Genomic DNA, 20,800 nt, shown 5'->3' with positions numbered 1-20,800 from the left:
ATAAGCGCCTCTTTGCCTGCCTTGCCATGGACACCATGACCGAGAACGACTATCTGATCGCTTGGGGCCTTTACGCCTTCGCCGCTTTAGGCTGCCTGTTGGTGTGGATGCGCATGACCCGCTGGATGTGGCGCTGGTTGCGCGAGCCTCTGCGGCTGCTGGTCGCTGTGTTGCTGTTCAGCCCGACGATCATCGATCCGGTGAAGGAAAAGGTCGCACCGGCCATCGCCATTACCGCCCTCGATCTCGCGTTCAAGGTTGGCAACAATGCCTGGCGGGCGGTCTCCGACCTGTTCATGTACGGCATGATCGCCTTCGGCATTTACCTGGTGTTCGTGGCGATCCGATTCCCGATCGAACGCGCCTCCAACGCTCGCAAGGAACGTACGGCGGCCGCCAAGGCTGCGGCCCGGGCCGACGACCCTGACGACGATCATCCTTTCGGCGGTGCCGGTGATGACCGTTACGGTCGCCCGCCGGTCCCGAGCAACCCTCAGCGTATGCGCGTCGAACCGCGTTTGTAACCTTGCCCCTGCCTTACAGAGAGTCCGAGCATGTGTGAGTTATTGGGCATGAGCGCCAATGTGCCGACCGATATCGTGTTCAGCTTTACCGGGCTGATGCAGCGCGGCGGCCGCACGGGCCCGCACCGTGACGGTTGGGGCATCGCCTTTTATGAAGGCCGCGGCCTGCGCCTGTTCCAGGACCCGGCGGCGAGCAGCGAATCGGAAGTCGCCAACCTGGTGCAACGTTATCCGATCAAGAGCGAAGTGGTCATCGGCCATATCCGCCAGGCCAACGTCGGCAAGGTCTGCCTGTCCAATACCCATCCGTTCGTGCGCGAACTGTGGGGGCGCAACTGGTGTTTCGCCCACAACGGCCAACTGGCGGACTTTCAGCCGATCACCAGCTTTTATCGCCCGGTCGGCGATACCGACAGTGAAGCGGCGTTCTGCGATCTGCTCAACCGCGTACGCGCGGCGTTCCCGGAACCGGTAGAGATCGAAACACTGCTGCCGGACCTGGTAGCCGCGTGCGCCGAATACCGTAGCAAAGGCGTGTTCAACTGCTTGCTCAGCGACGGCGACTGGCTGTTCTGCTATTGCTCGACCAAACTGGCGCAGATTACCCGCCGTGCACCGTTCGGCCCGGCGCGCTTGAAGGATGTCGACGTGATCGTCGATTTCCAGGCCGAAACCACGCCCAACGACGTGGTCACGGTGATCGCCACCGAACCCCTGACCGAAAACGAAACCTGGACCCGCTACGAACCGGGCCAATGGAGCCTCTGGCGACGCGGTGAATGCGTCAGCCAGGGCAAGACCGAATAAGGATTCTCCCCCATGTTGCTCAGTTATCTACGGCTGGTGTTGTTCGCGGCGGGCCTGTTGATCGGCGTCCAGGTGCCGGGGTTCATCAACGACTACGCCAAGCGGGTCGAAGCGCACCTGATTGAGGCACAGACCGGCTTGAGCGGTTTCCAGGGCACCGCCATTCAATTTTTCAAGGGTGACATGCAGGCCCTGGTCGCCCACTACCGCGTCAGCGAAGACCCGGTTTTCCGCAGCGATGCCGACAGCCTGAGCAACCTGCTCACCCGTCAACTGGCCCTCGATAAACAATTCCAGGCCATGCAAGGCCCGTGGTACATCCGCTTCCTGCAAGTTGTACTGGCCGCCGACCCGGATATCCGCAAGGAAACCTGGAACGGCTACAGCTACCAGATCCTGCTGACGCCGGAAGCGATGATCTGGGGCATGAGCGGCGCGTTGCTGCTGTCGTTCGGGATTGAATGCCTGTTCCGGCTGATCGACTGGGTGGTGCTGGGCGGCAAGCGACTGCGCCAGAGCCGGCCGATTGAAGAGCGGGATTTACGCGGGTTGTAAGTGATCAGCGCGCAAGGACGATGTAGTTTTCGCCGACCTTGCGCGCATACCCCGCCAGCACCTGCTGACACAACGCGACAATCTCCTCGACCCATTCCGCCCCGGTCCGCCAGGACACCACCACTTGTAAATCCGGTGGCCGTTGATCGATGGCCAGCAAGGTCAATTCGCCGCGCGCCAGCTCCTCGGCCACCAGCACCGGTGGTAAAGCGCCAATGCCAAAACCGTCCCGCAGCAGCCGGGTAATCGCCGACACCGAATTCACGCAGTTCAGCCGTGGCGTCATGACGCCATTGGCCTGCATCAACGCGAGCACCTCTTGATGCGGGTGTGAGTTTTTCGAGTAGGTAATGATCCGCTCCCGCGCCAGATCGGCCACGCTGGAATACTCGCGGTTGTAGATCGAATTGCTGGCAGCGATCCAGCCCATCGGATGACTGGCCAGCTCCAGGCTGCGCACGCTTTCCTGACGCAGCAGGTCGGTTTGCAGGATCAAGTCGAGGAAGCCTTTTTGCAGCTGATCGCAGAGGTTGAGCGAGGTATCGGCCACCAGCTCGATTTCCACCAGCGGATAGTGATCCGTCATCTGTGCCACCAACGGGCTCAGCCAGGTATGAATCACCGTGTCCATCACGCCGATGCGCACCCGTCCGACCTTGCTGGAGCGGGTCTCGATCGACTGCTTGAGCGCTTGCATGGTGTCCATCATCTGCTCGGCATGTTCGAGCACTTTCAAGCCTTCGGGCGTCAGGCTCACGCCGCGTGAATCGCGCAGGAACAGCTTCACCCCGAGTTCGCCTTCGAGCACGGCGATGCGGCTGGAAATCGACGCCTGGGTGGTGAAGAGCTTGTCGGCGGTCAGGCGAAAACTTTTGAGTCGGGCGACCCAGACGAAGGTCTCGAGAAACTTCAGGTTCATGGGGTCAGCTCGTGGATAAAGTTTTCTTATGTCTAAGGCGGGTTTTTATTAGTTGGACGCAATAGGGGCGTGCGCCCAAAAATCAGGCCATCCGGTTCCCACGATAGGCGTCGTCGGGGCTCAGAACAATACCAATAAAATTTGCACGGAGAGTTGCCATGAGTGCGCCCGACACCACCGTCATCCCGAAAGCCACGGCTCGCCCGGGACCTTTCGACTGGTACCGCAACATCAATCAGCAAGAACGCCGCACATTCTGGAGCTGCAAGATCGGCTACGGCCTGGACGGCATGGACACCCAGATGCTCAGCTTCGTGGTGCCGACCCTCATTGCGATGTGGGGCATCACCACTGGCGAGGCCGGGCTGATTCACACCAGTACGCTGATTGCCTCGGCCATCGGCGGCTGGGTGGCGGGGATTCTCTCCGACCGCATCGGCCGCGTGCGCACCTTGCAACTGACGGTGCTGTGGTTCGCCTTCTTCACCTTCCTCTGCGGCTTCGCGCAAAACTACGAACAACTGCTGATCAGCCGCACCTTGATGGGCTTCGGTTTTGGCGGCGAGTGGACCGCCGGCGCGGTGCTGATGGGTGAAGTGATTCGCGCCAAGGACCGTGGCAAAGCGGTGGGCATGGTGCAATCGGGCTGGGCGCTGGGTTGGGGGCTGACGGCGATCCTGTATGCGCTGCTGTTCTCGGTGTTGCCACCGGAAGACGCGTGGCGCGCACTGTTTATCCTCGGCATCGTCCCGGCGGTTTTCGTGATCTTCGTCCGTCGCCTGGTCAAGGACCCGGAAATCTACCGCGAAGCCAAAGCCAAACAGGAACCGAGCAACCCGGCGAAGTTCTACGAGATTTTCGCCCCTGGCATCCTCTTCACCACGCTTCGCGCTTCGATACTGACCACCGGCGCACTGGGCGGTTACTACGCAATCACTTCCTGGCTACCGACGTTCCTGAAGAACGAACGTGGTTTGAGCGTACTCGGCACGGGCGGTTATCTGGCGATGGTGATCGTCGGTTCCTACGTCGGTTACGTCATCAGCGCGTATTTGACTGACATCCTTGGCCGTAAGAAAAACTTCATTCTGTTCGCGGTGGGCTCGTTCACCATCGTGTTGCTTTACACCCAATTGCCGGTCAGTAACGGCGTGATGCTGTGGCTGGGCTTTCCGTTGGGCTTCTTTGCCTCGGGGATTTTCAGCGGCATGGGTGCCTTCCTGACCGAGTTGTTTCCGACGCGGATTCGCGGTTCGGGCCAGGGCTTTTGCTACAACATAGGCCGGGCGCTGGCGGCGTTGTTTCCGCTGTTGATCGGCTTGCTCAGCCAGAAGGTGCCATTGAGCGTAGGCATCGGGGCGTTCGCGGCGGTTTCCTACGGGGTGGTGATCCTTGCGGCGTTGAGCCTGCCGGAAACCCGTGGCAAACAACTGGATGCGCAGTAATCTGCCCACATCTGAAAAGAACAAAACCTACAGGAGTGTTCACCGTGAGCCGCCTGCTATTGAACTGCGACATCGGCGAGAGCTTCGGCAACTGGACCATGGGTCTGGACGCCGAGGTCATGCCCTTCATCGATTGCGCCAACATCGCCTGCGGCTTTCACGCCGGCGACCCGAGCATCATGCGCAAGACCGTCAGCCTGGCCCTGAGCAACGGCGTGCAGATCGGCGCCCATCCGGCCTATCAGGATCTGGTCGGGTTCGGCCGTCGCTCCATGGCGTATACCGCCCAGGAACTTCAGGACATTCTGCACTATCAGATCGGCGCCCTCGACGGCCTCTGCCGGGCGCAGGGCGGGCGTGTCAGCTACGTCAAACCCCACGGCGCGATGTACAACGACATGATGGCCAACCCGGCGCAATTACGCGCCGTGCTGCAGGCCGTGGCGTCTTATGACAAGACGTTGCCGCTGATGCTGATGGCCACCCGCGACAACAGCGCCGCACAGCGATTGGGTGATGAGTACGGCGTGACGTTGTGGTTCGAAGCGTTCGCCGATCGTGCCTACGACAGCGCCGGCATGCTGGTTTCGCGGCAACTGCCGGGTGCAGTGCATCACGATCCGGAAAAAATCATCGAACAGGCACTGACCATCGCCCGTGGTGACAACCTCACAGCCAGCGATGGCAGCGCCTTGCATTTACAGGCCAACACCCTGTGCGTACATGGTGACAATGCCAGTTCCGTGTCGGCCGTGCGGCGCATTCGCGAAGCCCTCGATCAGCAGAGTGCGCCATGAAACTTCGGGTGGAAGTGGTGGCGCTGGATTGCCTGATGGTGCGGCTGTTCGATGAGATCGCCGAAGCCAACATGCCGTGGATGCTCGCTGCCAGCGAAAACCTGCGTGCGGCGTTTGGTGCGCATCTGATCGATCTGGTGCCGTCGTATACGACGTTGATGGTGCATTACGATCTGACCGAATTGAGTCCGACGCAGGCGCGGGAATTGATCGCCGAAGCACTGATCGATTTGTCGCCCAACACTCGCACCGGGGGCAAATGTCATGTGCTGCCGGTCTGGTATGACGTGAGCGTCGGTCCGGAATTGCGCCTGTTGTCTCAGCGCAGCGGGCTGGCCGTGGAGGAGGTGATCCGCCGCCACAGCGACCGTGAATATCAGGTGTTCGCCTTGGGCTTCGCGCCGGGTTTTGCCTTTATGGGGCTAGTGGAAGAAGTCCTCGCCGCACCGCGCCTGAATACGCCGCGCAAAAAAGTCGCGGCCGGCAGTGTCGGGATCGCCGAACGGCAAACCGCTGCCTACCCGGTGGTGTCCCCCGGCGGCTGGAACCTGATCGGCCGCACCCCGGCCAAACTGTTCGACCGCGAACGCGATGGCTACAGCCTGATGCAACCGGGCGACACCGTGCGTTTTGAAGCGGTCAGCCACGCCGAGTTCATCAATCTGGGCGGTGACGACACGCCACTGGAGGCGCAGGCATGAGCCGGCTATCGATTGAAGCGAGCACACCGTTGTGCCTGTTGCAGGACGCTGGCCGTTTTGGCGTGCGGCATCTGGGCGTGACCCAGGGCGGCGGGCTGGATTGGCGCTCGATGTCCTGGGCCAACTGGCTGCTGGGAAATGCGCTGGATGCACCGGTGATCGAAGTCACCCTCGGCGGGTTCAGCGTTGTTGCCGAAGAGGATTGCTTGCTCGCGCTGGCCGGGGCAGACCTTGGCGCGCAACTGGACGGTCAGGCGCTGGCGCCGTGGCGCAGTTTCAAGCTGCGCAAAGGTCAGCGTTTGCAGTTCACTCAGCCACTCCTGGGGGCGCGGGCTTATCTCGCGGCGCCGGGCGGCTTTGATGCGCCGAAGGTGTTGGGCAGCAGCGCGACTGTGGTGCGTGAGGAGCTGGGTGGGCTGGACGGCATGGGGCGGGCGTTAGCCAAAGGCGCGTCGCTGAGCTATTCGGCTGAAGCGCCATTGCTGATGCGCGAGTTGCCTCGCGAACAAGTACCGGACTTCAAATCCGATTTGCCACTGGACGTGGTACTCGGCGCGCAGATCGGCGAGTTCAGCGGCCAGAGCTTGTTCGATGCGTTCAACAGCGCCTGGACCCTCGACAGTCGCGCCGACCGCATGGGTATTCGCTTGCTGGGAACAGCGTTGCAGTACCAGGGAAAACCGATGATTTCCGAAGGTATTCCGCTCGGCGCGGTGCAGGTGCCGCCGGACGGGCAGCCGATTGTGCTGCTCAATGATCGGCAGACCATTGGCGGTTATCCGCGACTGGGGGCGTTGACGCCGCTGGCCCTGGCGCGGCTGGCGCAGTGTCTGCCGGGGGCGACGGTGCGGTTGCGGCCGGTGGTGCAGGATGTCGCGCATCGTGAACAGGTCGAGTATTTGCGCCGGTTTCAAGAAAGTTAAAAGCTTCGCGGGCAAGCCTCGCTCCTACAGGTTTCGGCATGCACCAATCCTGTAGGAGCGAGGCTTGCCCGCGAAGAGGCCCTTACAAGCGATGAATTTCTACTTGGAAAGAAACCGCATCCCTTCCTCAAGCCCCCGCAACGTCAGCGGGTACATCTGGTCATCAATCAAATCCCGAACGATATTGGTCGACGACGTATAGCCCCACGTATCTTTCGGATACGGGTTGATCCAGATGAGCTTCTTGTACTTCTCCTTGAACCGCTGCATCCACACGTAACCGGCTTCTTCGTTCCAGTGCTCGACGCTGCCGCCGGCCTGGGTGATCTCATAAGGCGCCATCGCCGCGTCCCCGATGAAGATCACTTTGTAGTCGGCGCCGTACTTGTGCAGCAGGTCCTGGGTCGACGTGCGCTCGGAGGTGCGGCGCATGTTGTTCTTCCACACCGATTCATAAATGAAGTTGTGGAAGTAGAAGTACTCCAGGTGTTTGAACTCGGTCTTGCAGGCCGAGAACAACTCCTCGCAGATCTTCACGTGCGCATCCATCGAACCGCCGATGTCGAACAGCAGCAACAGCTTGACGGTGTTACGCCGCTCCGGCCGCATCTGGATACTCAGCAGCCCGGCATCTTTGGCGGTGTGGTCGATGGTGCCATCGATGTCCAGTTCTTCGGCCGCACCCTGACGGGCGAACTTACGCAGCCGGCGCAGGGCGACCTTGATGTTGCGCGTGCCCAGTTCCACCGAATCGTCGAGGTTCTTGTACTCGCGCTGATCCCAGACCTTGACCGCCTTGCCCTGGCGCTTGCCGGCATCGCCGACCCGAATGCCTTCCGGGTTGAAGCCGCCGGAACCGAACGGGCTGGTGCCGCCAGTGCCGATCCACTTGTTGCCACCGGCGTGGCGTTCTTTCTGTTCTTCCAGGCGTTTCTTGAATTCTTCGATCAGCTTGTCCAGGCCGCCAAGGGACTGGATCGCCGCCCGCTCTTCGTCGGTCAGCGAACGCTCGAATTCCTTGCGCAACCAGTCTTCAGGAATCAGGGCCTGAAGGTGATCGTCGAGTTTTTCCAGGCCATTGAAGTAAGCACCGAACGCTCGGTCGAACTTGTCGAAATGCTTTTCGTCCTTCACCAGAATCGCCCGGGACAAGTAGTAGAACTCGTCCATGTCGGCGAAGGTCACGCGCTGTTTCAGCGCGTTGATCAGGTCCAGCAACTCGCGCACCGAGACGGGCACCTTGGCTGCGCGCATTTCATTGAACAGGTTGAGCAGCATGGCGTTAGCCCCTACTTAATCAGAGCTTAGCGAGTACCGCGACGACTCATGAACGCCAGGCGCTCAAGCAATTGCACGTCCTGTTCGTTCTTTACCAAGGCGCCGGCCAGCGGCGGAATGGCCTTGGTCGGATCGCGTTCGCGCAGCACTGCTTCGCCGATGTTGTCGGCCATCAGCAGTTTCAGCCAGTCCACCAGTTCGGAGGTCGATGGCTTCTTCTTCAGGCCCGGCACCTTGCGCACGTCGAAGAACACGTCCAGCGCTTCGCTGACCAGATCCTTCTTGATGTCCGGGTAGTGCACGTCAACGATCTTCTGCAGCGTGACGCGATCCGGGAACGCGATGTAGTGGAAGAAGCAGCGGCGCAGGAAAGCGTCCGGCAGCTCTTTCTCGTTGTTGGAGGTAATGATGATGATCGGGCGCTTCTTGGCCTTGATGGTCTCGTCGATCTCGTAAACGTAGAACTCCATCTTGTCGAGTTCTTGCAGCAGGTCGTTCGGGAACTCGATGTCGGCCTTGTCGATTTCGTCGATCAGCAGAATCACCCGCTCTTCGGACTCGAAAGCCTCCCAGAGCTTGCCCTTTTTCAGGTAGTTGCGAACGTCGTGGACCTTTTCCGTGCCCAGCTGCGAATCGCGCAGGCGGCTGACCGCGTCGTACTCGTACAGGCCCTGATGCGCCTTGGTCGTGGATTTGATGTGCCAGGTGATCAGCTTGGCGCCGAAAGACTCGGCCAGTTGTTCGGCCAGCATGGTCTTGCCGGTGCCCGGCTCGCCCTTGACCAGCAGCGGACGCTCCAGGGTGATGGCGGCGTTGACCGCCAGCTTCAAGTCATCGGTGGCGACGTAGGCCTGGGTGCCTTCGAACTTCATCTGCTAATCCTCGAACGGTAACGCCGACCTGATAGGGCAGGGCGGGGCGCAATAATTGTAGTACCCGACTATAACGCGCTGCCCGGTCGACTGTGAACGCAGACGGCTTATTCAGTCTCTGAATGGGGCGTCACATCTTGACTCAGTCTCGGCGGCTGGCCAGTATTGAGCTATCGCCATTTTGGCGATAGCTTGCGGAGCATGTCTACTAAATATCGATTTCGCGATACGTACCGGATTCAGCTGCGAGAGAAGGACCATCCGCCGCCCCATGTCCACCTGACCGGTGGCGGGCTGGATGTGATGCTCAGCCTGGAAACGGTTGAAGTGATGGTCGGCAAGGCGCCGCCGTTGATTATCAAGGAAGCTCTGGAATGGGTCAGGACCCATCAGGTGCAGCTACTGGAGGACTGGAAACGATGTTACCCATGAAACGACCACGGTTGTCTGCTGTGCAGGCGTTGCCGGATTACCGTTTGGCGCTGACATTTATCGATGGTCAGCAATTGACGCTCGATTTGAGCCGTGACCTGCGTACCTATCCTGGATTGCAGCCGTTGCTGGAGGCGGGAGCTTTCGCCAGTGCAACCCTGGGCGATGATGGCTGGTGCGTCGAATGGCCTGAGCAGGATATCCAGATCGGCGCAGACACTGTTTATCTGGATGCACTCGCGCAAAACGCAGCGGATGAAAACACCCGGATCTTCATCGACTGGCGTGCGCGTACCGGGTTGCCGCTCAATCAGGCCGCCGAGGCTTTGGGGGTGAGTGCCCGCAGCATCACGCGTTACAGCAGTGGCCGTGAAGCAGTGCCCCGGTCATTGGCGCTGGCCTGTCTGGGGTGGGATTTTCTGCAGCTGCGAGATCCGGCGCGGGCGGCTGAAGAAACCGGCCGTTACACCGTTACACGCAAACCCTAACCGGCCTCCGGCTTCGGCCGTTCATACTGGGCATTGAAGGCCTGGACAAAACCGTTACGTAAAATCTGCAAAAACGCGTGGAACGCGCTGATATCTTGCCGGTGAACGCTGCCACTCAATTCAACGCGCGTTGCAAACTGGTTCTTGCCTTGGTTTTTCAGCACGGTTTCGGAGCCACCGACAATGGCCTCCCAAATGGAGCGGAACAGCCCTTTGTCCTTGTTCTCGACGTCCTGTTGCCAGTTGAACACATCGACGTCTTTGAGCAGTGGCTTGATGTAGCCAGTCAATTGGGCTTTTTTCGCTTGCGCTTCAATCACTACATCACCATGCCCGGCATTGAAATCAAACTTGCCGTAGGCCGAGGCGAAGTCGTTCATGCGTTTGAGTTCGATGCCCGTGGCGCGTAGTCGGAACTGGAAATCCTCGAAGTCGCTCAGCGGATCGAAGGTTGCGCTGGTTTCCAGTGGCGCGTGCCCCAGCAGCAGCGCTTTGCCATCGAACCGTGCGTCGCGCTTGCCTTCCTTGTCGACGACGTTGGTCAGGTTGTAAATGCTGGCGTTGACCTGGGTGGCGTTCATGTTCACGGGGGGCCTGGAATTGAAGTTCCGGAAGCTGATCTTGCCGTCGCTGATCCGCACTTCGTTCAGGGTGATCGGAAGCAATTTCTCCAATTGTGCCCGCCAATCGGTGCCTTCACCGGTCTGGGAGTTTTTCTTGTTGGCGCCGCCGTCGACGAAGTTCACTTCGGGTTTGACGAACTGCGCCTTGGCCACGACCGCGTGGTCGTACCAGAGCGAGTGCCAACTGACGGAAAGATCGATCAGCGGCGCATTGACGAAAGGCACCGGGACCTTGCCTTCGACCTTGACGACTTTCAGGCCGTTGATTTTGTAGGCGCCGCGCCACAGGGCCAGGTCCACGTCGGTGATCTGCCCGCGATAGTCACCCATATTCGCCAATCGTTCGTTCAGGTAGTCACGCACCAGATAGGGCAGGGCGATGTGCAGGGCAAACAGCAACATGAGGAGGCCGGCGAGGGTCCACAGAGGCCAACTGTATCGACGCTTCATGGCGGCAAATCTCTGGCGGTGTAATGCGATTGACTGCTGTGCGGGCCGGACGTTCGACTGACTGGACGACCAGGGGCAACAGGCATACCGTGGAGGGCTAATTCAACGCTGCATAAGGACCCAGCCATGAGCCGTATCTTTGCTGACAACGCCCATTCCATCGGCAATACACCGCTGGTGCAGATCAACCGCATTGCGCCGCGTGGCGTGACCATCCTGGCCAAGATCGAGGGGCGCAACCCTGGTTACTCGGTGAAGTGCCGGATTGGCGCGAACATGATCTGGGACGCCGAAAGCACCGGCAAACTCAAGCCTGGCATGACCATCGTCGAACCGACCTCCGGCAACACCGGCATTGGCCTGGCGTTTGTCGCCGCCGCACGGGGTTACAAGTTGATGCTGACCATGCCGGCGTCCATGAGCATCGAACGGCGCAAAGTGCTCAAGGCGTTGGGCGCCGAACTGGTGCTGACCGAGCCGGCCAAAGGCATGAAAGGTGCGATCGAAAAGGCCACTGAAATGGTTGCCAGCGACCCGTCCCTCTACTTCATGCCGGCGCAATTCGAAAACCCGGCCAACCCGGCCATTCACGAGAAAACCACTGGTCCGGAAATCTGGAACGACACCGACGGTGCCGTCGATGTGCTGGTGGCCGGCGTCGGAACGGGCGGAACCATTACGGGGGTTTCGCGGTATATCAAGAATACCCAGGGCAAACCGATTCTCTCGGTGGCGGTGGAGCCCGTGGTGTCTCCGGTGATCACGCAAGCGCTGGCCGGTGAAGAGATCAAGCCTAGCCCTCACAAGATCCAGGGCATCGGTGCCGGCTTTGTGCCGAAGAACCTCGATCTGTCGATGGTGGACCGGGTCGAGTTGGTCACCGATGACGAATCCAAGGCAATGGCTTTGCGCTTGATGCAGGAGGAAGGGATTTTGTGCGGCATCTCTTGCGGTGCGGCCATGGCTGTGGCCGTGCGCCTGGCTGAAACGCCGGAAATGCAGGGCAAGACCATCGTGGTGATTCTGCCGGACTCCGGTGAGCGTTACCTGTCGAGCATGCTGTTCAGCGATCTGTTTACCGAGCAGGAGAATCAGCAGTAATCGTGAACAAATCAAAGCAGTGATGTTTCGATTTTGATCCCGACAAGTGGGCTGATCCAGGTCAGCCCCCGTTCAGGAGACATATGTTAAGAAGTGCGTTGTTGCACAATCTTTAACAGTGAATGTTGAGGAAAGCGGGTTTTTCCCGAGGCCGGTAGTGTTTATCATGGCCGACTGCCACGTCGGGTAAATGGCGTAGTGCAGAGTTGCTAATTCTCAAGGAGTTGTAGATGACCTTTACCATTGCCGCGAAGGCATCGCTGTTGCTGCTGTTCCTCGGCAGCACCCTCTATGTGCACTTGCGCGGCAAGGCGCGATTGCCGGTCTTGCGTCAGTTCGTCAACCACTCCGCTTTGTTCGCACCGTACAACGCCTTGATGTACCTGTTCTCCAGCGTGCCATCCAAACCCTATCTGGATCGCAGCAAGTTCCCGGAACTTGACGTGCTCAAGGACAATTGGGAAGTCATCCGCGACGAAGCGATGCACCTGTTTGATGAGGGTTACATTCGCGCCGCCGAGAAAAACAACGACGCCGGTTTTGGCTCGTTCTTCAAGAAAGGCTGGAAGCGTTTCTACCTCAAGTGGTACGACAAACCCCTGCCATCGGCCGAAACACTGTGCCCGAAAACAGTGGCCCTGGTCAGCAGCATTCCCAACGTCAAAGGCGCCATGTTCGCCTTGCTGCCGGGTGGCAGCCATCTCAACCCGCACCGCGATCCGTTTGCCGGTTCCCTGCGTTATCACCTGGGGTTGTCGACGCCGAATTCCGATGATTGCCGCATCTTCGTCGACGGTCAGGTTTACGCCTGGCGTGATGGCGAAGACGTGATGTTCGACGAAACCTATGTGCACTGGGTCAAGAACGAAACCGAGAAGACCCGGGTCATTCTGTTCTGCGACATCGAACGTCCGTTGAGCAACCGTATCATGACCCGCATCAACCGCTCGATCAGCAGCCTGCTCGGTCGTGCCACTGCGCCGCAGAACCTCGATGACGAGCGTGTCGGCGGGATTAACCGGGCCTACGCCTGGAGCAAGAACTCCAGCGACAAAGTCAGCGGTGTGGTCAAGCAGTGGAAGCGGCGCAATCCTAAAGCCTACCGTGTGCTGCGACCGGTGCTCGCGGTGGTGGTGTTGACGTTGTTGGGGTATTGGTTGTTTGGTTGAAACCGGACTTTGAATAAAGAACCGCTCCTTGTGAGCGGTTTTTTTATGAGGAAAAGGTGAACGAAGCTCCAGCGAGAACGCCCATCGGCTCTTCTGTTACCGGGTTTGCCAGTGTATCTCTGATGCGACGCAAAACACTTTCTGGCAACTCAGTGGGTGGTCGCTTCGGAGTTGCCTTGATCGGTTGTCTATCTGCAATATTTTTTTCAGCGAGAGCTTTCATTGAATCTCCAGCGTTGATCATTAAATGAGCAGTTGGCCCGATATTAGTCGCACTCCATAAGCATCACAAGCCGACCCTCTGTGTCGAATTCAAAACCAAGCTGCTGATAGATGGCGATGGCACCCTTTACAGGCTCCTGTATTTCGATCTGTCTGCAGCCAATGATTTGTGCAAAGTGAGTAACAGCGGTCAGTGCGAGCGAAGCAATCAGACTTTTCAGGGGATGACCTCTTTCTGGATTACCCTCCAATCGCACGATCTTTACTCGTTGACGACTCTGGTTTGGATTCGCAAAACACAGCCCGCATAACTCCAGATCAAACCAGATCGCCAGATCAAAACACATCGGCTCTTTTGCCTTCCATCCAACGACTTCATTCCATGAATAGTGCGGATCATTCCAGTGCTGGAATGCATTCAATGCCTGTGCGTTGATTGGTTCGAAACGAATCCTGGAAAAATCGAAGCCGACTTGCCCTCCATGCTCCAGTTCTTGATGAAGTCGGGATAGGGTGGCAATTGCCAGCTTTCGAGCATTTGATCTGTACAGCTGATACCGAAGTTGAGTCCGTTCCCTTGGCATTTGATCTCTTGCATTCCCTGTCCCCCTCAGTGGGCGATTTCCTTTCCCTCAGAGTAAGCAGCAGGTCTAACGCTGTATCTACTGGCCCTTTGTCCAAGTCATTGCAATCCATGTCGAGCGCTGGTTATAGTCGGCGCTCGGTGATTTCCGTTCACCGTCCATCCCATCAAAAAAGATCAGCCCATGCCTGCATCCCTCATCAACGCGGTAGTCGATTCAGCGGTCCACGCTGGCGTCGTGCCGTGCGGGGATCAGCAGCCTGCGCAGATCAGTCATTACCCCCCACCTGTCCGTAGCACGCCGGTGTACGCAGTCGTATCACCGCCGGGCGTTGGCGTTTCGGGCTGATCAGCTTTCCCTGCTGTTCCCTTGCCCTTCTAAAAGCGTTCGCCTGAAAAACTACTGGATTTCAGCTTCGGCTGAGTTGGCTTTTTATGCCTGACTACAGGTGGTATTCATGTTTGTCCTTTCGAAAAAATCCGCGCTCGCGGCGGCGTCCACGAGCCTGTTCGTTTTGCTGTGGAGCAGCGGGGCGATCTTCTCCAAATGGGGCCTGGCCCACGCGTCGCCCTTCGCTTTTCTGCTGATTCGTTTCGCCATCGCGCTTTGTGGATTGGTGCTGCTGGTGCCATTGCTCAAGCTGAAACTGCCCAAGGGTGGCAAGCCGATGCTGTATGCGATGGCCACTGGTGTGGTGTTGCTGGGTGCTTATCAGATTTTCTATCTGTTGGCCCTGGACCTGAAGGTCACGCCAGGCGTGATGGCCACGATCATGGGTGTGCAGCCCATCCTCACGGTGGTGATCATGGGGCGCCATCGCTCAGCGAACCGGGTGTTCGGTTTGATGCTGGGTTTGGCCGGATTGATCATGGTGGTGTATCAGGGCATTGGTCTGGCCGGCATGTCGCTGGCCGGGATGTTTTTCGGTTTGCTGGCATTGGCGAGCATGACGTTCGGTTCGATCATGCAGAAACGCATCACCGATAATCCCCTCGGTACGCTGCCGGTGCAGTATCTGTCGGGGCTGTTGTTGTGCGGGATCTTCGTGCCGTTCCAGCCCTTTCACTTTGAACGCAGCAGCGGTTTCATCGTGCCGGTGTTGTGGATGGGGCTGGTGGTGTCGGTGTTGGCGACGTTGTTGCTGTATCGGCTGATCGCCCGGGGCAATCTGGTGAATGTCACCAGTCTGTTTTATCTGGTGCCGGCGGTGACGGCGGTGATGGATTATCTGTTTTTCGGCAACCAACTTGCGGTGTTGAGCATGGTGGGGATGGTGCTGATTATTGTTGGTCTGGGGGTTGTGTTTCGTCAGGCGGGGTGAAGTGGTTGGGGGCATATCCGTTTTTTTGTGATGGCTGCTGGCGGTTTCGCTTTTACAGCGAGTCACTTGGAAGAGCCCCAAGTAACCAAGGGCTCTTGCCCCTTTCGTTCGGTGCCTCGCTGTGGCTCGGCATGCCCTCGCTCCGGTCCTGCTCCGTGGGCCCGCCGCCATCGGCCATCCCTGGCCGGGGGCGGCTAACCCGGCATCCATGCCGGGTTGCCCACTGCGCAGAACCTGCGCTCGGCCTCTCGAGGGGGCGCTCAGATCAAAAGCGGAAGGCGAGCTAACGCTCGGCCTGATGAGTGGTGGGAATCAAAAGCGTACGGGATTCCCTGTAGGAGCCGGCTTGCCGGCGATGGCGGTGGGTCGGTCAACCTATTTATTGGCTGGACGGACGCTATCGCCAGCAAGCTGGCTCCTACAAGGGAAATGCGTATGTGTTTGGATAAATACGATCAACTGTAGGAGCTGGCTTGCCGGCGATAGCGGTGGGTCAGTCAACGTATGTATTGGCTGGGCCGACGCCATCGCCAGCAAGCCGGCTCCTACAGGGGGAATGTGCAAATATCCAAAATTAGTGGGGCCACCACCGTGCAGGAGTGTGTACACGACCAAAGAGCCAGGCCGGCTTTCAGGCCGCCTCGGCGGCTGTGGCGGTAGTCGCCCCCTCGAGAGGCCGAGTGGAGGTTCTGCGCAGTGGGCAACCCGGCATGGATGCCGGGTTAGCCGCCCCCGGCCAGGGATGGCCGATGGCGGCGGGCCCACGGAGCAGGACCGGAGCGAGGGCATGGCGAGCATTAGCGAGCCACCGAACGAAAGGGGCAAAAGCGCTTTGGTTACTTTGGGGCTTTTCCAAAGTGACTCGCCGTAAGGGCGAAACCAATAGCCGCCGTTACCGAGGCAACGGATATATACGCATACCCAAAGGCCTACTTACTCAAAGCATGCTCAGCCCGCACCGAATTCATAAACGCCTGCATCGCCGAAGACTGAATACGATGACGCCGGGTAATCAACCCATACGGCGGCAACCGCGCTTCAAACTTGATCGGCAACACCGCCAGCAAATCACGCCCCGGATAATCCTCGACCACCGACACCGGCGTGACGCCGAGCATGTCGGTCTGCTGGATCAACGACAGCAAGGTCATGATCGACGTGGTCTCGACGATGCTGCTGGGAATGTCGACCCGCGCATTGTGAAACACCTGATTGATGATCGCGCGCATCGGGCTCGGTTGCTGTTGCAACACCCAAGTCATGTTCTGCAATTCCGCCCAGCTCAGGTTTTTCTCCCGCGCCAATGGATTCTGCGCACCGGCAATCACGCACAGCTCCTCTTCACCCAAGCTGTCGAACAGCAATTCTTCGGCCCGCGCACCCGCCGGAATCCGCCCCAGCACAATGTCGAGCTGATCCTGCAACAGTGCCTGCACCAGTACATCACTGGTGTCGACCTGAATGCTCATCGACAACCGAGGATGGCTTTTCTTCAAGGTGGCGATGGTGCGGGTCAGCAACCCCGAGGCCAGCGCCGGAATCGCCCCGACGGCGACTCGCCCGAGGTTGCCGGATTCCAGGGCGACCAGTTCTTCACGCATACCGCTGAGTTCGGCAAACACCATGCGCGCGTAGTAGATGACGGTCTCCCCGAACGGGGTAGAGCGCATGCCCCGAGGCAGACGTTCGAAGAGTTCGACGCCGAGCAAGTCCTCGGCCTCGTGCAACATCTTGGTCGCCGCAGGTTGGGTCATGCCGATGTGGTCGGCGGCGCGGCGCAGCGAGCCTAATTCCTGCAACGCCAGCATCAGCCGCAATTGGCGCAGACGCAGTCGACTGTGGATCACATTGGCATCAGGAATTCGGGTCATGGGCCGCGCTCGCGAAAAAGACTGCGGCAAGCCTGACAACAAATGTCAGGCGTTGCCAGCATTGCCGTGTCACAGCACCGATTTGGTCTTGGCGACGTGAGGTTTGCGCAGGCCCATCAGGCTGTTCAACCCTTTGGAAATCAGCGGCCAGAACAGCATCAGCAGCGCTGCCGTGGTCAGGCTGCCCACCAGCGGGTTGGACCAGAAAATCCCCAAGTGACCGTCAGAAAACAGCATCGATTGACGGAACGCATCCTCAGCCTTGTCGCCCAGCACTGCCGCCAACACCAGCGGCGCAATCGGGTAACCGAGTTTCTTGAACAAGTAACCCAGCGCGCCGAAGCCCAGCATCAGCACCACGTCGAAGAACGAGTTGTGCACCGAGTAAGCACCGATGGCGCAGACCATGATGATGATCGGCGCAATGATCGAGAACGGAATGCGCAGGATCGAAGCGAACAGCGGCACGGTAGCCAGCACCACGATCAGGCTCACCACGTTGCCCAGGTACATGCTCGCGATAAGCCCCCAGACAAAATCGTGCTGCTCGACGAACAACGTCGGGCCAGGGTGCAAGCCCCAGATCATCAAGCCACCGAGCATCACAGCTGCCGTGGCGGAACCGGGAATGCCCAAGGTCAGCATCGGCAGCAGGGCGCTGGTGCCGGCCGCATGGTCGGCGGTTTCCGGAGCGATCACGCCTTCGAGTTCACCCTTGCCGAAGTTCTCGCGATTCTTCGAGAAACGCCGCGCCAGGCTGTAGCTCATGAACGAAGCCGCCGTCGGGCCGCCGGGCGTGATGCCCATCCAGCAACCGACCAGCGTGCTGCGCAGAATGGTCCACCAGTAACGCGGCAACTTGGCCCAGGTACGCAGAATCACCATTGGCGTAATGCGCGCATGCTCGCCGCGAAACACCAGGCCTTCCTCGACCGTGCAAAGGATTTCGCCGATGCCGAACAGGCCGATCACCGCCACTTCGAAGCTGATGCCCGTCATCAGGATCGGCTGGTCGAAGGTCAGGCGCAGGTTGCCGGATACGGTGTCCATGCCGACCGCCGCCATGGCGAAACCGATCATCATCGCCACCACGGTTTTCAGCGGCGGGTTCTTGCTCATGCCGATGAAGGTGCAAAACGCCAACAGGTACACCGCGAAGAACTCCGGTGAACTGAACGACATGGCGAATGCGGCGATCTTGGTCGACAGGAAGGTCAGCAACAGCACCCCGGCCAATGCGCCGATCAGTGCCGAACTGAAGGCGGCGGTGAGGGCTTCGGCGGCGCGGCCTTCGCGGGCCATCGGGTAGCCGTCGAAGGTCGTCGCCACCGATGAGGGCTCGCCGGGGATGTTGAACAGGATCGAGGTGATCGAGCCGCCAAACAGCGCGCCCCAATACATGCACGACAGCAGAATGATCGCCGACACCGGCGACATGGTGAACGTCAGCGGCAGCAACAACGCCACGCCGTTGGGGGCACCGAGGCCGGGCAGTACGCCGACCAGAATGCCCAGTAGCACGCCGATCACCATCAGGCCGATGTGGCCCGGGGTCAGGATCAGGTTCATGCCTTGCAGCAGGGAATCGAACTCGCTCATTTGAAATTTCTCCCGGCCAGGGCAATCCAGTCGCCCATCGGGCCGGCATCCAGCGGGACCTTGAACCACAGCGCGAAAATCAGGTAGCTGGCCAGCACCGCGCCGAGGGACACGCTGCCGATCATCAGTTTGCCGTAAGGCTTGGCGCGGACCTTGTCACGCCACATGAACCAGGCGATGAAGCAGGCCGACGCCACGTAGATGCCGGTGAACGGCATGGCGCCAACGAACAGCGCAATCGGGATGAACACCGACAACACTTGCTTGAACGCACTGCGGCTGACGAATGCAATGCTCAGGGCGTGCCAGCGCACCAGGGTCAACACGCCGTTGGCCACGCTTGCGGCGCTGAGCATCAGGCCGATGTAGAAGGGGAAGTAACCCGGCTCGGGGCCGGAATCGCCCCAGCCGATACCTTGTTCGACACTGCCGAACATCACCACCACGCCGATCAGCGCAGTGAAGACAGCCAGGCCGAGTTCGACCCAGCGGGTACCGACCAGTGCCGATGAATCCGAAGAATGGGACATGAAAGCACCTCCAGAGGTGACGGCCGTGCGCAGGCGGACGGCCGTCGGCAACTCAGTTTTTCAGCCAGCCGGCTTCTTTGAACACCGGTGTGACGCGGGCGGTGTCTTTCTCAATGTAGGCGGTCAGCGGCTCGCCTTCGAGGAAGGTGGGCACCAGTGCGTTCTGTTTGACGTAGGCCTTGAACTCCGGGGTTTCGGTGACTTTGCGCATCAGCTCGACATAGAACGCCCGTTGCTCGGCGGTGACTTCGCCGGGCATGAACACGGTGCGCGGGAAGCGGTACTGATCGATGCCCAGGCCCTGTTCGTGGCAAGTCGGCACGTCGGCCCAGGATTTGTCGCCGGCGACTTTCTCGGTGTAGCTCATGCGCTCTTTGCTGAACACGCACAGTGGCTCGACCTGATCACCGCGCCATTGGCTGATGCTTTCGCTGGGGTTGTTGACGTTGGCGGCGATGTGTTTGCCGGCCAGTTGGGTCGCGGCTTCGCTGCCGCTCTTGAACGGGATGTACACCAGTTTGCTGTTAGTGGTCTGGTTCAACAGCAGGGTGAGGGTCTGGTCCACGTCCTTGGACTGGCTGCCGCCCATGCGCAGGTTCGACGGGTCAGTCTTGACCGCTTCGTAGAAGCCCTTGGCGTCCTTCCACGGTGCGTCTTTGTAGCTCCAGAGAATGAAATCGTCCTCGGCCACGGCGGCGATGGGGGTCAGTTCCTGCCATTGGTAGCCGAGCTTGGACACCAGCGGCAAGAGGTAGATGTTGTTGGTGCCGATCACCAGTTTTTCCGGATCGCCCTTGTTCATTTTCAGGTCGAGGAAAGCTTCGGCACCATTGCCGCCGCCCTTGTTGAGGACGATGGTATTCACGTCGAGCAGCTTGTGGGTGGTGATGATCGACTGGATCAAACGGCCAAGCTGGTCGGTGCCGCCACCGGGACCGCCAGCGACGACGATTTCGACGTTCTTGTCTGGTTGCCAGGCTGCATGAGCGAGAGCGGGAAGGGCGCCGGCGGCGACCAGCGTGCAGCCAAGAAACAGACGGGATGTGCGACGGACGAATGCATTTCGCATGGAAGGGCCTCGTTTTTGTAGTTGTTATGAGTGACTTGTCTGAGCGGTAAAGCTGCAAGCCTGGCCCGAGTGTGGGAAGCCGCAGGCGTCGCGTCTAGTCAAAACAATACATACACCGATAGCCTGGGGTTATAGCTCGGGAGGGGAAGAATCGTGAAGATCGCCGCGGGCCTTGCGCCAGAGCAGTTTGAGTGGAAAGTGTGTGCAGGCCTTATCCATTGAAAGCCCCCTGAAAGCAGGGCATGACATAACCCGAGGCTATCGCCTTATTTCAAGTTTTGATTAGACGGTTATCAGTGAGCCTTCGATAGTGCTCACCAATGCCGTGAAAACACGGCAAAACGCGAACCCTGTAGGAGCCGGCTTGCCGGCGATAGCGGAATGTCAGGCGCCATCAATATCGATTGATGCACCTCCATCACTGTAGGAGCCGGCTTGCTGGCGATTGCGGTGGGTCAGGCGCTATCAATGTTGACTGATACACCGCAATCGCCGGCAAGCCGGCTCCTACAGGTTCAGT

At 59.3% G+C, this 20,800-nt stretch carries 22 protein-coding genes; 12 read left to right on the top strand and 10 right to left on the bottom strand.

Translation table 11 applies throughout. The annotated features are described in order from the left end of the window. Nucleotides 1–26 precede the first annotated feature (26 nt). Genes KGB25_RS23220 through KGB25_RS23210 form a run of 3 tightly spaced genes read left to right on the top strand, consistent with a single transcriptional unit; the run spans nucleotide 27 to nucleotide 1,886 of the window. A complete protein-coding gene (locus KGB25_RS23220) occupies nucleotides 27–524 on the top strand; it encodes an MFS transporter (RefSeq protein ID WP_192228710.1) in 498 nt (165 codons plus the stop codon). A 30-nt stretch (nucleotides 525–554) separates the two neighbouring features. Next, complete coding sequence (locus KGB25_RS23215; protein WP_008035054.1) at nucleotides 555–1,331, top strand: class II glutamine amidotransferase; 777 nt, start codon at nucleotides 555–557, stop codon at nucleotides 1,329–1,331. A 12-nt stretch (nucleotides 1,332–1,343) separates the two neighbouring features. Continuing rightward, a complete protein-coding gene (locus KGB25_RS23210) occupies nucleotides 1,344–1,886 on the top strand; it encodes a DUF2937 family protein (RefSeq protein ID WP_223436842.1) in 543 nt (180 codons plus the stop codon). A gap of 4 nt (nucleotides 1,887–1,890) precedes the next feature. Here the strand turns inward: KGB25_RS23210 and KGB25_RS23205 are convergent, their stop codons facing one another. After that, the gene (locus KGB25_RS23205; protein ID WP_008035056.1) at nucleotides 1,891–2,805 is read right to left on the bottom strand and encodes a LysR family transcriptional regulator; all 915 of its coding nucleotides are present in this window, start codon (nucleotides 2,803–2,805) and stop codon (nucleotides 1,891–1,893) included. 158 nt (nucleotides 2,806–2,963) lie between these two features. Here KGB25_RS23205 and KGB25_RS23200 point away from each other — a divergent pair, with 158 nt between their 5' ends. From KGB25_RS23200 to KGB25_RS23185, 4 genes are read left to right on the top strand one after another with little or no spacing between them, the layout of a single operon-like run. Beyond that, complete coding sequence (locus KGB25_RS23200; protein ID WP_008035057.1) at nucleotides 2,964–4,250, top strand: MFS transporter; 1,287 nt, start codon at nucleotides 2,964–2,966, stop codon at nucleotides 4,248–4,250. Between the two features lie 44 nt (nucleotides 4,251–4,294). After that, nucleotides 4,295–5,047 (top strand): 5-oxoprolinase subunit PxpA, encoded by a 753-nt coding sequence (locus tag KGB25_RS23195; RefSeq protein WP_223436840.1) that lies wholly within the window; start codon nucleotides 4,295–4,297, stop codon nucleotides 5,045–5,047. After that, entirely contained in the window at nucleotides 5,044–5,748 is a 705-nt protein-coding gene (gene pxpB / locus KGB25_RS23190) for a 5-oxoprolinase subunit PxpB (RefSeq protein WP_207286126.1), read from the top strand. The genes KGB25_RS23195 and pxpB overlap by 4 nt, the downstream gene beginning before the upstream one ends. Continuing rightward, the gene (locus tag KGB25_RS23185) at nucleotides 5,745–6,671 is read left to right on the top strand and encodes a biotin-dependent carboxyltransferase family protein (RefSeq protein WP_223436838.1); all 927 of its coding nucleotides are present in this window, start codon (nucleotides 5,745–5,747) and stop codon (nucleotides 6,669–6,671) included. The genes pxpB and KGB25_RS23185 overlap by 4 nt, the downstream gene beginning before the upstream one ends. A gap of 99 nt (nucleotides 6,672–6,770) precedes the next feature. Here the strand turns inward: KGB25_RS23185 and KGB25_RS23180 are convergent, their stop codons facing one another. Beyond that, nucleotides 6,771–7,949: a vWA domain-containing protein gene (locus KGB25_RS23180; protein ID WP_008035063.1), complete on the bottom strand. Its 1,179-nt coding sequence runs from the start codon at nucleotides 7,947–7,949 to the stop codon at nucleotides 6,771–6,773. 26 nt (nucleotides 7,950–7,975) lie between these two features. After that, nucleotides 7,976–8,821 (bottom strand): AAA family ATPase, encoded by an 846-nt coding sequence (locus tag KGB25_RS23175; RefSeq protein ID WP_008035065.1) that lies wholly within the window; start codon nucleotides 8,819–8,821, stop codon nucleotides 7,976–7,978. A 201-nt stretch (nucleotides 8,822–9,022) separates the two neighbouring features. Between KGB25_RS23175 and KGB25_RS23170 the strand changes: the two genes are divergently transcribed. After that, nucleotides 9,023–9,253 (top strand): DUF4160 domain-containing protein, encoded by a 231-nt coding sequence (locus KGB25_RS23170; protein WP_032829218.1) that lies wholly within the window; start codon nucleotides 9,023–9,025, stop codon nucleotides 9,251–9,253. Then, on the top strand, nucleotides 9,241–9,741 hold the full coding sequence (locus KGB25_RS23165) for a DUF2442 domain-containing protein (protein WP_008035069.1): 501 nt from the start codon (nucleotides 9,241–9,243) through the stop codon (nucleotides 9,739–9,741). The genes KGB25_RS23170 and KGB25_RS23165 overlap by 13 nt, the downstream gene beginning before the upstream one ends. Here KGB25_RS23165 and KGB25_RS23160 read toward each other — a convergent pair. After that, nucleotides 9,738–10,814: a DUF748 domain-containing protein gene (locus tag KGB25_RS23160; protein ID WP_223436835.1), complete on the bottom strand. Its 1,077-nt coding sequence runs from the start codon at nucleotides 10,812–10,814 to the stop codon at nucleotides 9,738–9,740. The two genes, KGB25_RS23165 and KGB25_RS23160, sit on opposite strands and share 4 nt — an antisense overlap. 126 nt (nucleotides 10,815–10,940) lie before the next feature. Between KGB25_RS23160 and cysK the strand changes: the two genes are divergently transcribed. Together cysK and KGB25_RS23150 are read left to right on the top strand one after the other, a co-directional pair. Beyond that, complete coding sequence (cysK, locus tag KGB25_RS23155; protein WP_008035073.1) at nucleotides 10,941–11,915, top strand: cysteine synthase A; 975 nt, start codon at nucleotides 10,941–10,943, stop codon at nucleotides 11,913–11,915. A gap of 230 nt (nucleotides 11,916–12,145) precedes the next feature. Then, a complete protein-coding gene (locus KGB25_RS23150) occupies nucleotides 12,146–13,084 on the top strand; it encodes an aspartyl/asparaginyl beta-hydroxylase domain-containing protein (protein ID WP_192228714.1) in 939 nt (312 codons plus the stop codon). Nucleotides 13,085–13,127: 43 nt separating this feature from the next. On the opposite strand, the gene KGB25_RS23145 is transcribed toward KGB25_RS23150, so the two are convergent. Both KGB25_RS23145 and KGB25_RS23140 read right to left on the bottom strand, forming a co-directional pair. After that, a complete protein-coding gene (locus KGB25_RS23145; protein ID WP_157214384.1) occupies nucleotides 13,128–13,307 on the bottom strand; it encodes a hypothetical protein in 180 nt (59 codons plus the stop codon). Between the two features lie 43 nt (nucleotides 13,308–13,350). Continuing rightward, the gene (locus KGB25_RS23140) at nucleotides 13,351–13,890 is read right to left on the bottom strand and encodes a hypothetical protein (protein WP_008044888.1); all 540 of its coding nucleotides are present in this window, start codon (nucleotides 13,888–13,890) and stop codon (nucleotides 13,351–13,353) included. 457 nt (nucleotides 13,891–14,347) lie between these two features. On the opposite strand from KGB25_RS23140, the gene KGB25_RS23135 reads away from it, so the two are divergent. Continuing rightward, on the top strand, nucleotides 14,348–15,211 hold the full coding sequence (locus KGB25_RS23135) for a DMT family transporter (protein WP_223436833.1): 864 nt from the start codon (nucleotides 14,348–14,350) through the stop codon (nucleotides 15,209–15,211). A gap of 929 nt (nucleotides 15,212–16,140) precedes the next feature. On the opposite strand, the gene KGB25_RS23130 is transcribed toward KGB25_RS23135, so the two are convergent. The 4 genes from KGB25_RS23130 to KGB25_RS23115 form a co-directional block, all read right to left on the bottom strand. Further along, complete coding sequence (locus KGB25_RS23130) at nucleotides 16,141–17,082, bottom strand: LysR family transcriptional regulator (protein ID WP_008029067.1); 942 nt, start codon at nucleotides 17,080–17,082, stop codon at nucleotides 16,141–16,143. Between the two features lie 69 nt (nucleotides 17,083–17,151). Further along, complete coding sequence (locus KGB25_RS23125; RefSeq protein WP_223436831.1) at nucleotides 17,152–18,681, bottom strand: tripartite tricarboxylate transporter permease; 1,530 nt, start codon at nucleotides 18,679–18,681, stop codon at nucleotides 17,152–17,154. Next, nucleotides 18,678–19,211 carry a tripartite tricarboxylate transporter TctB family protein gene (locus KGB25_RS23120; RefSeq protein ID WP_223436828.1) on the bottom strand — a complete coding sequence of 178 codons (534 nt, stop codon included), beginning with the start codon at nucleotides 19,209–19,211 and terminating at the stop codon, nucleotides 18,678–18,680. Before KGB25_RS23120 ends, KGB25_RS23125 begins: the two co-directional genes overlap by 4 nt. Before the next feature lie 52 nt (nucleotides 19,212–19,263). After that, nucleotides 19,264–20,280, bottom strand: a complete 1,017-nt coding sequence (locus KGB25_RS23115; RefSeq protein ID WP_223436826.1) for a Bug family tripartite tricarboxylate transporter substrate binding protein — start codon at nucleotides 20,278–20,280, stop codon at nucleotides 19,264–19,266. Between the last annotated feature and the right edge of the window lie 520 nt (nucleotides 20,281–20,800).

The organism is Pseudomonas sp. BF-RE-21, assembly GCF_019947305.1.
GTDB lineage: Bacteria > Pseudomonadota > Gammaproteobacteria > Pseudomonadales > Pseudomonadaceae > Aquipseudomonas > Aquipseudomonas migulae.
Note: the sequence above shows the minus strand (reverse complement) of the source record. Positions and strands in the feature narration are given on the sequence as shown.